10 protein-coding genes are annotated in these 14,213 nt (G+C 44.9%); 1 reads left to right on the plus strand and 9 read right to left on the minus strand.

Annotation, left to right across the window (positions count from 1 at the left end; translation table 11 throughout):
- Positions 1–100: 100 nt before the first annotated feature.
- Positions 101–658 (minus strand): PadR family transcriptional regulator, encoded by a 558-nt coding sequence (locus tag JJ692_RS17345; protein ID WP_024424606.1) that lies wholly within the window; start codon positions 656–658, stop codon positions 101–103.
- Positions 659–770: 112 nt separating this feature from the next.
- On the opposite strand from JJ692_RS17345, the gene JJ692_RS17350 reads away from it, so the two are divergent.
- On the plus strand, positions 771–1,256 hold the full coding sequence (locus JJ692_RS17350) for a phenolic acid decarboxylase (RefSeq protein ID WP_008341777.1): 486 nt from the start codon (positions 771–773) through the stop codon (positions 1,254–1,256).
- A gap of 72 nt (positions 1,257–1,328) precedes the next feature.
- Here the strand turns inward: JJ692_RS17350 and JJ692_RS17355 are convergent, their stop codons facing one another.
- From JJ692_RS17355 to JJ692_RS17390, 8 genes are all read right to left on the minus strand, one after another.
- Positions 1,329–2,960 (minus strand): M14 family metallopeptidase, encoded by a 1,632-nt coding sequence (locus JJ692_RS17355; RefSeq protein WP_206533999.1) that lies wholly within the window; start codon positions 2,958–2,960, stop codon positions 1,329–1,331.
- 177 nt (positions 2,961–3,137) lie between these two features.
- Positions 3,138–4,436: an Mg(2+)/citrate complex secondary transporter CitM gene (citM, locus tag JJ692_RS17360; RefSeq protein WP_024426631.1), complete on the minus strand. Its 1,299-nt coding sequence runs from the start codon at positions 4,434–4,436 to the stop codon at positions 3,138–3,140.
- A gap of 341 nt (positions 4,437–4,777) precedes the next feature.
- Positions 4,778–5,755: a tripartite tricarboxylate transporter substrate-binding protein gene (locus JJ692_RS17365; protein WP_135032918.1), complete on the minus strand. Its 978-nt coding sequence runs from the start codon at positions 5,753–5,755 to the stop codon at positions 4,778–4,780.
- Between the two features lie 3 nt (positions 5,756–5,758).
- Positions 5,759–6,454 carry a response regulator gene (locus JJ692_RS17370; RefSeq protein ID WP_025092679.1) on the minus strand — a complete coding sequence of 232 codons (696 nt, stop codon included), beginning with the start codon at positions 6,452–6,454 and terminating at the stop codon, positions 5,759–5,761.
- Between the two features lie 3 nt (positions 6,455–6,457).
- Entirely contained in the window at positions 6,458–8,053 is a 1,596-nt protein-coding gene (locus JJ692_RS17375) for a sensor histidine kinase (protein ID WP_206534000.1), read from the minus strand.
- 141 nt (positions 8,054–8,194) lie between these two features.
- The gene (locus JJ692_RS17380) at positions 8,195–10,975 is read right to left on the minus strand and encodes an exosporium glycoprotein BclB-related protein (RefSeq protein ID WP_206534001.1); all 2,781 of its coding nucleotides are present in this window, start codon (positions 10,973–10,975) and stop codon (positions 8,195–8,197) included.
- Between the two features lie 112 nt (positions 10,976–11,087).
- On the minus strand, positions 11,088–12,170 hold the full coding sequence (ribD, locus tag JJ692_RS17385) for a bifunctional diaminohydroxyphosphoribosylaminopyrimidine deaminase/5-amino-6-(5-phosphoribosylamino)uracil reductase RibD (protein ID WP_073204237.1): 1,083 nt from the start codon (positions 12,168–12,170) through the stop codon (positions 11,088–11,090).
- 283 nt (positions 12,171–12,453) lie between these two features.
- Positions 12,454–14,211: a WD40 repeat domain-containing protein gene (locus tag JJ692_RS17390; protein ID WP_024424598.1), complete on the minus strand. Its 1,758-nt coding sequence runs from the start codon at positions 14,209–14,211 to the stop codon at positions 12,454–12,456.
- Between the last annotated feature and the right edge of the window lie 2 nt (positions 14,212–14,213).

A 14,213-nucleotide genomic window follows, 5' to 3' on the forward strand; every position in this document is an offset into this window, starting at 1 on the left:
ACTCGCCTCACTTTAATACGAATATATCCATTGTAGCGGTTTCTATTGATAAATTCACTCGTTTCAAACCATTTTTTATCAAATCATCCGACCATTGTCCTTAGATCATAGATGAATCAATTCGTTTAAGGGTCTTTTGGAGCCAGCGTACATAGCCTTTTTCCCTTTCGATTGCCCTTGTCAGCACTAAGTAATGCCCAAATTGCGCTGAATGCAGTGATTCAGCAGAAGGGTCTTCCTCTGTCAAAGCGTGCAGCTTTTGTTCCAGCACATCTACTTTCTTGGTGCGCTCTAAAAGTTGATAGGCAAACAGGTCAGCCGCTTCTTCTTTGTCCATGGAGGAGATGAAAAAGGTTTTAAGCATGAATTCATCCTTTGTTGTTTCCGGGATCGGATCTTTTGTTCTTAACCACTGACGCAATTCTTCTTTTCCTGCCGCTGTGATTTGATAGACCTTCTTCTCCAGCTTTTTTCCTTGTATGTGAATATCAAATTCAATAAACCCTTCCTCTGTGAGACGCTTCAGCTCAGGGTAAATCTGACTGTGCTTCGCACTCCAAAACTGTCCAAGCGAATCTTTAAAATGTTTCGTGATATCATATCCCGTCAGCTCATGCTGATCCAGCAAGCCAAGAATGGCATATTTTAGTACTCTCATGATGGGCCTCCAACGCTTATTCTTTGACAATAGTATATCATAGACTTTAAAATAAACATGTAAATCACAACATGTTTGAAAAAACATCATTCTAATGAAAGAAGGAATAAACATGGATCAATTCGTTGGACTTCATATGATTTATACGTATGAAAATGGCTGGGAATATGAGATTTACATTAAAAACGATCATACCATTGATTACCGCATTCATAGCGGAATGGTTGGAGGACGCTGGGTCCGTGATCAAGAAGTAAATATTGTGAAGCTGACAAAAGGCGTATACAAAGTCTCTTGGACAGAACCAACTGGGACAGACGTCTCTCTGAACTTTATGCCTGAAGAAAAACGCATGCATGGCGTCATCTTCTTCCCTAAATGGGTGCATGAACGTCCAGACATCACCGTCTGCTATCAAAATGACTACATCGATCTCATGAAAGAATCTCGTGAAAAATACGAAACCTATCCGAAATATGTTGTCCCAGAATTTGCGGACATTACGTATATCCATCATGCAGGTGTGAATGACGAAACCATTATCGCAGAAGCACCATATGAAGGCATGACAGATGAAATAAGAGCTGGACGAAAATAAAAAAAGCGGCACGCCAAGTGCCGCTTTAGATTGGTGAAAAAGGGCTAAAATGATCTTTATTTTAGCCTTTTTTTATTGAATGCCTAACGTCTTTTGAGGAAGCACGAAACGATAGACTGGCAGTTCATCACCTGTTTTTGAAGCAATAAACCCTGATGACATATAGCTGTCCTTTGATTCTGGTTCAAGGGCAAGTGAGAGCAAATTGGTTTGCGGCTGTGCCGTGACATATACCTTTGTTCCTTTTGGCAGCTGACGTTTCTTGTCAACGAGTTTTGTTTCAAGCTGAATATCTGTTTTGCTCTTTTCCTCTCGCTTTGTCACCTGATAGGCTTGTACCGGCACTTTCATGCCAGCCGGCAATGTGACACTTTTTAATCCTAATGTTCTGAGTTTCTTTTCTACTCCTTCATGCCCCGGAAGAATGAGATAAGCTGTCGGCCGTTCTCTTGTTAAGACAGGAACAGCATCGCTCGCACTGTGAAAGCGCACAGGAACTTGAGTCGTTTGTACCTTCTCAATATCAACCATTTCCAGCGAGTCATTGACAGGTGCTTGGAAATCATCTTGAATGACCACTTGATCATCATCATTTGGCTGCAGTCCTTTTTTGACCAGCTTCAACCGCTCCGTCACCATTTGCTGCTTCACCTGTTTGGCATGTTTCACCGTGGTCTCAATGATTTTTTCATGGGTGGCTACTTGCGCAGCGACGCGGCGGGCAAAATCCTCTCTTCCAATCCCAATCCCTCTGCTTTCTACAAGAAATGACAGGGCTGGCGAAAGTGCAAGGGCATTACGGCCAATTCGCGCATCCGTACCACCTTCATAGATGTCGATCTTTCCATCCTTTCCTCTTGTGTTTGTATAATACAAATCGTTAGAAAATCCTTTATTCGTCAGCGTTTCACGAACTCCGTTAACGTATAACTCATTTGATGTCAGCCGGATGCTTTCAGGAATGTTTAAATTCTTCCCTGAAAGAATAAGCAAATCATGATATTTGAGAGCGCCTGATGAACCGATATTTTCAAACTGCTTTTGACCCACATCGTATTCATGGGCATCAATAACTACCTCTGGCGCATACCGATTAAATTCTTGATGCAGGGCTGCCAGTTCTGGAGATTCTAATGTCATATGATCACGGTTTCCGTCTAATCCGTTTGCCAGTCTGCGGTCAAACGCATAAGAACCATCAGGATTGATTCTTGGAACAATGATGATATTGACATGATTGAGTATACGCTCTCCTTCTTCACCTGCTAATCGTTTTGCAATGACGAGAGCAGATTCACCGGAGGCTGGTTCATTTCCGTGTATTTGTGCTTGGAGCCAGATGGTTGGCTTTTTTGAAAGTGGAGTAATGGAGCGATCCTTTGTAAAGTACAGGGCCGGAATGGATCTACCTTCAATGGATGTTCCAATCTGTTTCTGCGTGGCATATGGGCTTTTGCGGACAATGTCTTTTAAGAAAGCTTGAAGCTCTTCTTGTGTCGTAAATGCTTCTCCTTTTTTCTGAAAGGCAGGGGTTTCAAACGTCTCGCCAGGCTTAGGGTATAGCTTTTTCACTGAAGCCGGTTGTTCATAACTCTTTCCATAATAAGGGGTTTCTGCATGAGCTGAAGCTGGGCTCACCATCGACAAACTGCCTGCCAAGAGGCATGCAGCAGCAAAAAGAATCGTGCCTTTTCGTTTGGACATGCTATCCTCTCCCTTCGTTGATTTGCATTATAAAGAAAAAAACAGAAAAAGTGTCAGTATTTTTCAAAAATAAACCTTTTGGAGGAACAGGCATATCTTTGTCTAGGGCAAATGAATGGAGCCTGCCCGGCAATATGACCTAAAAAAAGTGCCTGCCCGCAGCAGACACTTTTTTATTTACCAGATGGAAATGGCCCCAATGAGAACCGCCACGACAGTCATAGCGACGACTGCCAGCACAGCCCATTTCATCCCAAATTTCTGATGCTGATCCAGTGATACGCCAACAAGTCCAACAAGTAAATGAGTCGATGGAACAAGTGGACTTAACATATGAATCGGCTGTCCAATAATAGAGGCTCTGGCAATCTCAATTTTATCGACACCGTATGCTGCCGCTGTTTCTGATAGGATCGGCAGTACGCCATAAAAGTATGCATCATTCGGCATAAAGAAAGTAAAGATCCCGCTTGTTAATGCGACAATGACTGGAATAAATCCGCCAAGCTGCTCTGGAATTGCAGATACAATCGAAATCGCCATTTCATCGACCATTTTCGTTCCAGTTAGAATACCTGTAAAAACACCTGCCGCAAAAATCATCGAAGCAATGGCTAAAACGTTTGTTGAGTGAGCGGCAATTCGCTCACGCTGCTGATCCAAGTTCGGATAGTTCACGATAATCGCCACACAGAAAGCAAGAACAAATAGAACAGTTAAGCTGACTTTACCTGATACAAGCAGCAGCACCAATAACAAAGTCAGCGCTAGGTTAAACCACCAAAGCTTTGGCCGTTTAATGTCATCTTGCAGTGCTGCTGCCATTTCATTTGCATGAATCGGCTGGTCAAGTTCAATCACACCAAGGCGTTTTCTTTCGGCTTTTCCAAGAAAATAAGCAACAATAATCATACTGAGAACCCCTGCACCAATGACTGGAATCATCGGTCCAAATAAAAGTGAAGGGTCAACGCCAAGTGCACTCGCCGCTCTAGGTGTAGCTCCTCCCCATGGAATTGTATTCATAATTCCCATGCCAACCCCGGCAATACCCGCTAAAATAATTGGACGGATGCCAAGGAGCGTAAATAGTGGAAGCATCGCTGTTGTTGTAATCATATACGTTGTTGTTCCATCACCATCAAGTGCAACAAGCATCGTCAGGACAGCTGTTCCGACCACGATTTTTAATGGATCGCCTTTAACGATTTTTAAAATTTTCGCCACCATTGGATCAAATAAACCCGCATCAATCATAATGCCAAAGTACAAAATCGCAAACATGATCATGACCGCTGTTGGTGCGACTTGCTGCACGCCTTTGACAATCATATCTGAAATTTCAGTAAAATGAAAACCTGCAATAAGAGCAAATGCAATCGGTGTTAACACCAATGCCGTTAAAACAGACATACGTTTCGTCATAATCAAAACCATAAATACAATCATCATAAGAAATCCTAAGATTGCTAACATATTGTTCACCCCTTATGTTGTATACGCTTTCATTAATGTGTTGGTATCCCATTTCCAACCCTTTTTGTCATCATATCTGAGGTGAGAATTGAAGTAAATATTATGAATTTTAATTCTTTTTCGGTCGATAAATGCTTTTTGTTCATTTTGTTCAAACATTGGGCTTTTTGATTCCATGAAAAAAACAAAGGGTTTATTTTAGCCCTTTGTCTTCTTTTCAGCGTGATAGAAAACCTTTGAAGTCTAGGAAAGACGAGTACTGGAGCGAATATGAGATTCGTGAGCACCGGCACGCAGGAATGCGGGCGATGCAAGGGTTTGTCTACACGCTGGAAGCGGTCTCACTCGACCGCTTGTTCTCCTTGTATCAATTGCTCATATTGCCTTAATTGATTTTCCATAAAGATCTTTGCCTCTTTGCTGTTCATATAACGACTTGTCCAGCCCTTTTGCTTTAATCGCTTTTTCCAGGACTTCGTTTTCGTCATTTTTTGAAGAAGCTGATCCCATTCACGAATGTCATGCTGACTCATTTGTTTAGGGCCCATCACACCGCGCCAATGGGAAAAGATGAGCGGAATGCCCTGCTCTTTCCATGTCGGCACATCTTCAAATCCATCTAAACGCTGGCTGGTTGTCGTCGCTACGAGCTTCAGCCTCTTTTTTTCATAATCATGACGAACCTCTGTAATGGTAGTCGTTGCTGCATCCACCTCATGGTCAATGAGTGCCTGAAATAAATCATCTGCACTGTCAAATTTCAAAAATTGAATGCGATAGGGATCAATCCCTGCCATTTCTGCTGCCCGGGCGAATGAGATTTGATCATCATTTCCAAAATCAGGCGCAAACCCAATTTTTAAGGAATCTGGTTTTTTCTTGAGGGCGTGTAACAGCTCCTTCCCATTTGCAAAAGGAGAATCCATCGGGACTGCGACGACCTGCCACTCTTCTGCAAGGATTGCCAGCGGTGTCACATCATTCATCGTCACGTTACTGCTGCCAAGTAAATTACGGCTTAACAATAAACTTGAATTTAAACTGATATAGTTGGCTTCCCGCTCCATCATGTATGTCCATCCTTTATCCACCGTTCCACCTCTTTGATAAAGAATGTTCACAGGCCGGTTCACCAGCTTCTCTTGTTCAAGCACTGATTTCATCACCTGAGCCGTTTGGTCAAATCCCCCCTCTGGTACACCCGACACCACAATATATAAGGAGCTTTGCTGCAGGAAAGAGTCTCCGGCTTTTTTTTCATTAAAGGTGAGTGTTATACAAAGGCAGAGCACGATCACAAAAAGTATTCCTTTTTTCATCTTTTAAGACTCCGCTTGTTTGGCAGGGTAATATTTACGTTCAGGTCTGCCAATAATTCCGTATGCAAGCTCTGCCCGGCATTCCCCTGTTGTCACGAGATACTCTACGTACCGTCTCGCAGTTGTACGTGATGCGCCCATCTTTTCCCCGAGTTCTTCTGCTGTAATTCCGCTATTCTCTGATGCCATCAATGTTTTCACTTTATCCAAGGTCAGTGAATTGATGCCTGTGGGGAGATCTCTGTCATCCCTTTGTTTTGGCTCTTCCTGCATCTGTCCAAAAAACAGATCGATCATCGTTTGATTGACTTCATCCTTTGAATTGATGATGTCTTTCTTCTCTTTATATTCGGTTAAAACTTGTGCAAACTTTTGTGCGGTCACCGGTTTGATTAAATAATGAACCACTCCGTAATGAAGCGCATCTCTTAAAAGCGTCGTTTCCGTTGCAGCCGTGATAATGATCACATCTACTTCAGGACAGCGTTCTCTTAAAAGCGGCAGCAGGTTTGTGCCGAGCTCATCAGGCATATACACATCAAGCAAAATGAGATCCACTTGTTCCCTTTGGAGCGCCTCCCACATATCCTTTGCACTCTTTGCCTTTCCAGCGACCTTAAATCCTTCTATCTTTTGTATATAAGATTCATGAATGGCAGCGATTCGAAAATCATCCTCCGCAATGAGTACCTTAATCACCATCTATTCCCCCTTTGTGCCTTTCGGTATGTATACAGTGAAGATGGCACCGCCTTCTTTTTGGTTCGCAACTTCAATCCAGCCCCCAAGCTCGTCCAATACTTCTTTCACATTCGCAAGCCCATAGCCTCGTCCTTCTCCCTTTGACGAATGGCCTCTTGTGAAAATCTGTGACAGTTCTTCTTCATTCACCCCATCACCTGAATCTGACACTTCTATGATAATATCAAACCCAATATCTGTGATGAACAGGTCTACCTCGCGCTTCTCCTTATTTAATACAGCTTCAAAAGCATTGTCTACGAGATTGCCAATGATGGTGATAAAGTGAGATAAACTTAAATGAGCTGGGAGCGGCTCAAGTGAGCTATTTTCATCAATGTGGAAATGGACTTTCTTCTCAGATGCTTTCCCTAACTTGCCAAGTAAGATGGCTTGTATTTTAGGAGACCGAATCTGCTTCATGAGTAAATCGTGCTGACGGTTTTGCAGATGATATTCTTCTTTAATTAAGTCGATGGCTTCATCGACTTGCTTCAGCTCAAGCAGGCCTAAAATGGCGTACAGCTTATTTGAGAATTCGTGCGTTTGGGCTCTTAGGTCTTCTGAATATTGGCTGACCTCTGTTAATGTATCCAGCAGCTTCGTCAGCTCTGTTTTCTCTCTGAAGCTCACAATCCCTCCGAATACTCGATGATCCTGCATTACTTTTTTCACATTTAAGACATAGGTTTTATCATTGACGACGGTTTCGATGTTAGGTTCAATCGTCTCTGCCTTTAAATAGAGAAGAAGTTTGGCATTTGGCAAGACTTGATCAATATGAAGGGGCAGCTTTGATGAGACGCGCAGCATGTGCTCAGCTGATGTATTCATCATCGTAATCGCGCCTTTCTGGTCAAACGCAATAATCCCTTCTTTTATAGCGAGCAGCATCGCCTCTCTTTCTCGATACAACGAAGCAATTTCATGCGGCTCAAGCCCTAATGTATCTTTGCGAATACTCTTCGTTAAAAAAATCGCACCGAATATGCCAGGCAAAAGCACGAGAAGGGCAATATAGCTAAGTTTCAATAGCTGATGAGCTGTCGCTTGATCAATTTCCTTTTTTAAAAATTCGACGGTGACTGTGCCGATAATTTCTTCATGCCCTTCTGTTTCTTTCATAATGGGTGCACTGCCTCTGACAACGGTTTCACCATTAGAATCATCAGTTGATATGGAGGTTCCTCCAAATAAGAGGGTACTTCTTCCTTCCGATACACTGATGGTTTTTCCTACGTCCTCATGATTCGTATGAACAAGGACCTTTCCTTTTCGATTGGTAATGAAGATGGCATGTGCTCTTACTTGCTCCTTCATTTGCTCAAGCACTGCCTGTTCTTCATTTTCGGACGCTGATAGAGCCACCGATGCTTTAATGGGCGGCATATATGATATCGTTCTAGCGGTCTGCACCGCCAGCTGTTCAGCTTGTCCCTGCCTTTCTGATGTCTGCAGAAAACCAAAACAAATGGTTAATAATGCAATGACAACAAGCAAAAGCCCGATAATTAACCCCAAAATTTTCGTTTGTAAAGTGACTTTCCTTTTGCCCATCCTCACCGCTACAACCCCTAATTCAGTAGATTCACCCGAATAGACTCTAAGAAAATGATATCATTTTTTCTTACTAAGTTAAGAGAAAATTCTTTCAAACAAAAAAGACGACTCAGACATCGAGTCGTCCCTATATGCCTATTACGTGATTGATAAACCCGCACTCGCATAGCCAGCTACGGTATTTACTAAGGAAAGACCTGTAGCTGATGCGGAGAATACAACAAGCAATCGTGTTTCAGGTGTGACTGGTACATTTAGACCAGTCGCAATACCATTTGCAATCGCACCCAGCGTTAAAACACCGGTTAAAGCTGGTGCTAAAGTGACACTCGCTACTTGAGTGAAACTGTTATTTGGTGTTGGTGAAGCAAACAAACTAGCTGTGACCGTAATACTTGTGCCAAGCAAAGAAAGAGCAGCTGTCGTACTGAAATAGCCGGCAAATGATGTGATTGTTCCGGCTCTAGGAACTGAGAACGCCATGTTGAGTAAAGTGCCTGCAGCGCCGGTTAAATCAATCACTCCGCCTAAAATACTGACACCTGTCGCTGAGTTACCAAATCCGATCAAGCTGGATGTTCCAACGAGACCGCCTGCAATTGTTGTCAGGACAGCAGGTGTACCTGAAGCAAACGGAATGATCGCACTCGATCCTGTCACTCCTGTTGGACCGGTGGCGCCTGTTGCTCCTGTACCTGTGACTCCCGTGGCTCCTGTTGCACCGGTTATCCCCGTTGCTCCGGTCACTCCCGTTACGCCTGTTGCACCGGTTACCCCCGTGGCTCCGGTCACTCCCGTGGCTCCGGTGACTCCAGTTAATCCAGTTGCTCCGGTGGCTCCGGTTAGACCTGTGGCTCCGGTGGCTCCTGTTAATCCAGTTGCTCCGGTTGCGCCGGTTAAGCCTGTGGCTCCTGTGACACCGGTGACTCCTGTTAATCCAGTTGTGCCGGTCTCTCCCGTGGCTCCTGTCACTCCTGTCGCTCCGGTTACTCCAGTTGCACCGGTCTCTCCCGTGGCTCCTGTCACTCCTGTAGCTCCGGTGACTCCGGTTTCTCCCGTGGCTCCGGTTAATCCAGTTGCTCCGGTGAGACCTGTAGCTCCTGTGACTCCAGTCGCACCGGTTGCTCCTGTATCTCCAGTTGCACCCGTATCTCCTGTTACCCCGGTTGCTCCAGTTACTCCTGTGACGCCGGTTACTCCTGTGACGCCGGTTGCTCCTGTCGCTCCCGTGACACCTGTCGCGCCTGCGGCTGCTAATAACGTATAGTCTGGAGAAGTATCCGGTGTGCCTGTTGGCGGCGCTGTATTGACCAGATATGTTCCTCCTTCATATGTCACTACTTGACCTACTGGATAGGTTGGCGCTACTGCTGGATCAAACGCTGCGACTCCGGATAAACCGACTCCCGTCGCTCCGGTTACTCCTGTTGCCCCTGTTTCACCAGTTACCCCAGTTGCACCTGTTGGTCCTGTGACGCCGGTTGCACCAGTTTCTCCTGTCGCTCCTGTGATCCCTGTTGCTCCTGTGCCAGTAGCTCCGGTTGGGCCAATTTCCCCGGTCGCTCCCGTAACACCAGTGGCTCCGGTTGGGCCAATTTCTCCCGTAACTCCAGTGGCTCCGGTAGCTCCGGTTGGGCCAACTTCCCCGGTTGGTCCTGTCACTCCTGTTGCGCCGGTGGAACCCGTGACTCCTGTACCGGTTGCACCCGTAACGCCAGTCGCTCCTGCAGCGGCCAATAACGTATAATCTGGTGACGTATCAGGTGTACCTGTTGGCGGCGCCGTATTGACGAGGTAAGTTCCTCCTTCATATGTCACCACTTGACCTACTGGATATGTCGGCGCTGCCGCTGGATCAAACGCTGTGACGCCGGCTAGACCTACTCCCGTCGCTCCTGTAATCCCTGTGGCACCGGTTGCTCCCGTATTACCAGTTGCTCCTGTTGCACCGGTAGTACCCGTTGCTCCTGTGACTCCTGTGCCAGTAGTTCCGGTTGGGCCAATTTCTCCCGTCGCTCCCGTAACACCAGTAGTTCCGGTTGGGCCAATTTCTCCCGTCGCTCCCGTAACACCAGTGGCTCCGGTTGGGCCAATTTCTCCTGTTGCTCCCGTGACGCCGGTGGCTCCGGTTGGACCAATTTCTCCTGTGGCACCCGTGACGCCGGTGGCTCCCGTGGCTCCTGTTGCACCTGTACCGGTAGCGCCTGTAACGCCAGTCGCGCCTACAGCGGCTAAGAGCGTATAATCTGGTGATGTATCTGGTGTACCTGTTGGTGATGCTGTATTGACAAGATACGTTCCACCTTCATATGTCACCACTTGCCCCAATGGATATCCTGGTGCTGCTGCAGCATCATACGGTACAACCCCAGTTAAACCCACACCGGTGGCTCCTGTGGCTCCCGTTGGACCTGGATCTCCTGTGACACCTGTTGGCCCTGTACCTGTTTCCCCCGCTGCAGCTAATAATGTATAATCTGCCGACGTATCCGGCGTACCTAATGGCGGTGCTGAATTGACCACATACGTACTGCCATCGTATGTTACCACTTGCCCTACTGGGTAGGTTGGTGCTACTGCTGGATCAAATGCCAAGATGCCTGTTAAACCTACGCCTGTTGGACCGATTGGACCTGCTGGACCTGCTGGGCCTGCCGGACCCGCTGGACCCACTGCACCCGCTGGACCTGCTGGGCCTCTTCTTCCTCTCCCGCCTGGCGGACCTTGAATCACACAAACACAAGGATCTTTTCCGCAGCAAGGATTTTTCACTGGTTTCCTTGGCTTTTCTGATATCCCTTTTTTACAACTATCACATTCCCAGCCATCATCCTTATACGCATCATACCAGCTTCCTTTTTGGTAGTGGTCTGTCGAATGAGTTGGATATGTCTTACCACATTGCCTACACCTTTTCATGGAATCACCCCCATCCATCGTATTCATCATGACTGGGAAAGGTGTATGTACACTTTTATTTTTTTAAAATAATCAAAAGACCTTGCACTTTATGCACAAGGTCCTTCTTTCATTAAAGTCTCATCGTCATTTTTAAATCTTTTCCTACCATACTATAATCCATATCTACCGGCCGGATGGCTTCTTTTAATGTTTTCGTACCTTCTCCTTCAAAGAAAGTAGGTGCATCTTTCCCTCCAATTAATAATGGTGCCATATAAATAATGACTTCGTTCACAAGGGACGCTTCTAAAAAGGATGCGCTCACACTGCCTCCCGCCTCTACAAGCACCGACATCACAGAGCGCCTTTTCAGCATACGTAACACCGCATGAAGATCTGTCCGATTTTCTCCGCTTGTGACAAACACTTGATGTCCTTTTTGCACCAGTTGATGGTATTTTTTTTGATCGTACTTGTTTGAGGTACAAATGATGGTTTCTGCCATATGATCATTTAAACATTTCGCATGAAGCGGAATCCTTAAGGTGGAATCTAAAATGACACGAATGGGCTGTGTCACGAATGAATCTTTTACAATAAGACCTGCATCATCTTGAATAATGGTTTCGACGCCTGTTATGACAGCATCTGCTTCTTGACGTAATTGCTGCACTTCATTCCTCGCTTCTGTCCCTGTAATCCATTTGCTTTCTTGATGAGCTGTTGCAATTTTCCCATCTAATGAAATGGCTGTTTTTAATATGACATACGGAAGGTCTGATTGTATCGAATGAAAAAAAGGAAGATTTAAGCTGTCCGCTTCCCGCTTACATATCCCTTCTTCTACTTCTATCCCTGCTTGTTTCAACATCGTGATCCCTTTACCTGCTACAAGTGGATTTGGGTCCCCAGTGGCAATGACCACACGTTTCACCCCGCTCTTTATAATGGCTTCTGAGCAAGGACCTGTTTTTCCATGATGCGAACAAGGTTCGAGCGTCACATACATATGAGCCCCCTTCGCCTTATCTCCTGCCATTTGCAGCGCATGAATTTCAGCATGCGGCTCGCCAGCCTTCATGTGAGCACCAATTCCAACGATCTCTCCTTTTTTGACTACCACTGCCCCGACAAGCGGATTTGGCGAGGTTTGTCCTTTCATGGCCTTTGCGTTGGCAATCGCTAGCTTCATATAAAAAACATCGTCTTTCATGTAAGTCTCCTTTCCTCTCTTTCAAGGGAAAGAACTCCTTCAGGGAATGAAGGAGTTCTATTCTCATGTGCTATATTTTTTCCATCCGTTTCTTTTCAGATCGATCATAGTAAGGCAAGGAATAAAAAAGTTTATAAGATGCTCGTTGTTTACAAAAACAGCATTTGCGACATTCATATTTATTAATGAGGAGCACATGCGGACAATTGAGTACAGACAGACCTTTTTTCATATGTTCCTTGCAAACACTTATCATGAGAATCCCCCGCTTACATTCTTTTTCTTAATGAGAGATTACTTCTTTCGGAAATTGTTCAAATAAGCGTAATACTTCGGTATGCGTCCCATCTTCTCGAACGTGATAAATCCCGCCGTCATATGAGCTTGCATATACATCATTGCCTAATTGTCTGATGGCACTAATCCCATTTTGGGCAATTCTAATTGGGCCGGTGTTGACATCCAGCTCTGGATTCCACACAACGATATAGCCCCAATAATCACCGCTTACAATATAGCCTGAGTCTGTGACTGTGACCGATTTAATCGAATACTGGTGTTCGTTATGTTGGTCTAAAATTCTTCCTGTATGCAAATCAAACAATCTCACATTCTTGTCGCGGCTAACAATGGCGATACGGTCTCGTTTACTATCAATAAAGACATCATTTAACAGCTCTGTCGCACCAATGTATTCCGCTTTTAAGGACAAACTCTTTTTATCTAAAAGACAGATGGTTCCTTCAACTGCTGCTGTGATGATAAGATCTCCTTCTACCTTTAATGCTTTAACTGCACAATCGTGTGCTTTGGAACGGCCGATTTCTTTTAAGTGTTCTGTCGAAATGACATGGACATAACCGCCGTAAGTTCCAATATAAAATTGACGATCCTCCTCGTGAAAATACACGCTGTTGACCGGACCTGTGTTAAGATCAAACGAAACCATTTGCTGTAATGACTCATGAACAATATGCACTTGACTTGCATGGTCTCCCCACGCATAATAGCTTCCATCCCGTGCAACAGCTACTCCATTTGTTAAAACGCCCGTCGATTTGGCAATTTCAATCCCATTTTTTCTGAATTTTCCATCATCAGATGCGGTAATAATATCACCCGCATCAGTCAGCGCAATATCATTGATAGATGGTGTCGCCATTTCGATCTCATCTGATATGACTTTGCCCTTTTCGATCGACCATTCACAATATGTTTTTCCAAAGCTGGCTCCTAGTATTGACTTCTCATCCTCTGTCCAGACAAGTGAGCGCTCCCACTGATATTTATGAGGCAGCAGTGTATCGACTAAATCACCTGTTTCATAATTCCACAGCTTAATTAAATGGTCGTAGCCTGCTGTCAGCAAGTAATTGCCGCTTGGAGAAAAATTCACGCGCTTGACGCCCTGTAAATGGGCTTTGATGATTTTCTTCTCCTGTAAAGTAGCTGCATCGTAAATAATAACGGTGCCATCATCTCTGCCAAGTGCGAAAACTTCTTTTTGATTGCTGCCGCTGATCGTATCGAGCTCATAATCAAACGGGCCGATTTCCCCTACAATTTCTCCGGTTTCATACAGCCATACAAGGACATATCCATCATCACCTGTTGTATAAGCTTTATCACCATGTATCCATACAGCTAATACATCTTTGCTATGGCCATGGAATTCTCTTAAAATAGCGCCCGTTTCGATATCCCAGACTAAGCATCTTCTATCTCTGGACACAGATACAAGTAAAGTATCCTGCTTCGCAAAAGCGACGGCTTCTACATCATCTGCATGACCAAACAACGTGCGGATTCGGGTATTTGTGCCTGTATCATACAATTGAATCGTATAGTCTGACGATGCACTCGCTAAATACTTTCCGTTTTCAGAAAGAGATATGGAGTTAATGATATGCTCGTGACTGCCAATAAACGTTCCTTCTCCCGTCGCCCGGTTCCACTGATAAATACAACGGTCATAGCCGCCAGTGTAAACAATTTGGTCGTGCTGAGTTGATAAAACAGATGTAATTGGTCCTCTATGCATAG

It is taken from the genome of Bacillus sp. 3a (assembly GCF_017161885.1).
GTDB lineage: Bacteria > Bacillota > Bacilli > Bacillales > Bacillaceae > Bacillus > Bacillus safensis.

Bases quoted from the DNA above. Each gene is read 5' to 3' on its own strand.
- JJ692_RS17350 (WP_008341777.1), top strand. From the start codon at position 771: ATGGATCAATTCGTTGGACTTCATATGATTTATACGTATGAAAATGGC.
- JJ692_RS17390 (WP_024424598.1), bottom strand. From the start codon at position 14,211: ATGCATAGAGGACCAATTACATCTGTTTTATCAACTCAGCACGACCAA.
- JJ692_RS17380 (WP_206534001.1), bottom strand. From the start codon at position 10,975: ATGAAAAGGTGTAGGCAATGTGGTAAGACATATCCAACTCATTCGACA.
- ribD (WP_073204237.1), bottom strand. From the start codon at position 12,170: ATGAAAGACGATGTTTTTTATATGAAGCTAGCGATTGCCAACGCAAAG.
- JJ692_RS17355 (WP_206533999.1), bottom strand. From the start codon at position 2,960: ATGTCCAAACGAAAAGGCACGATTCTTTTTGCTGCTGCATGCCTCTTG.
- citM (WP_024426631.1), bottom strand. From the start codon at position 4,436: ATGTTAGCAATCTTAGGATTTCTTATGATGATTGTATTTATGGTTTTG.
- JJ692_RS17375 (WP_206534000.1), bottom strand. From the start codon at position 8,053: ATGGGCAAAAGGAAAGTCACTTTACAAACGAAAATTTTGGGGTTAATT.
- JJ692_RS17365 (WP_135032918.1), bottom strand. From the start codon at position 5,755: ATGAAAAAAGGAATACTTTTTGTGATCGTGCTCTGCCTTTGTATAACA.
- JJ692_RS17345 (WP_024424606.1), bottom strand. From the start codon at position 658: ATGAGAGTACTAAAATATGCCATTCTTGGCTTGCTGGATCAGCATGAG.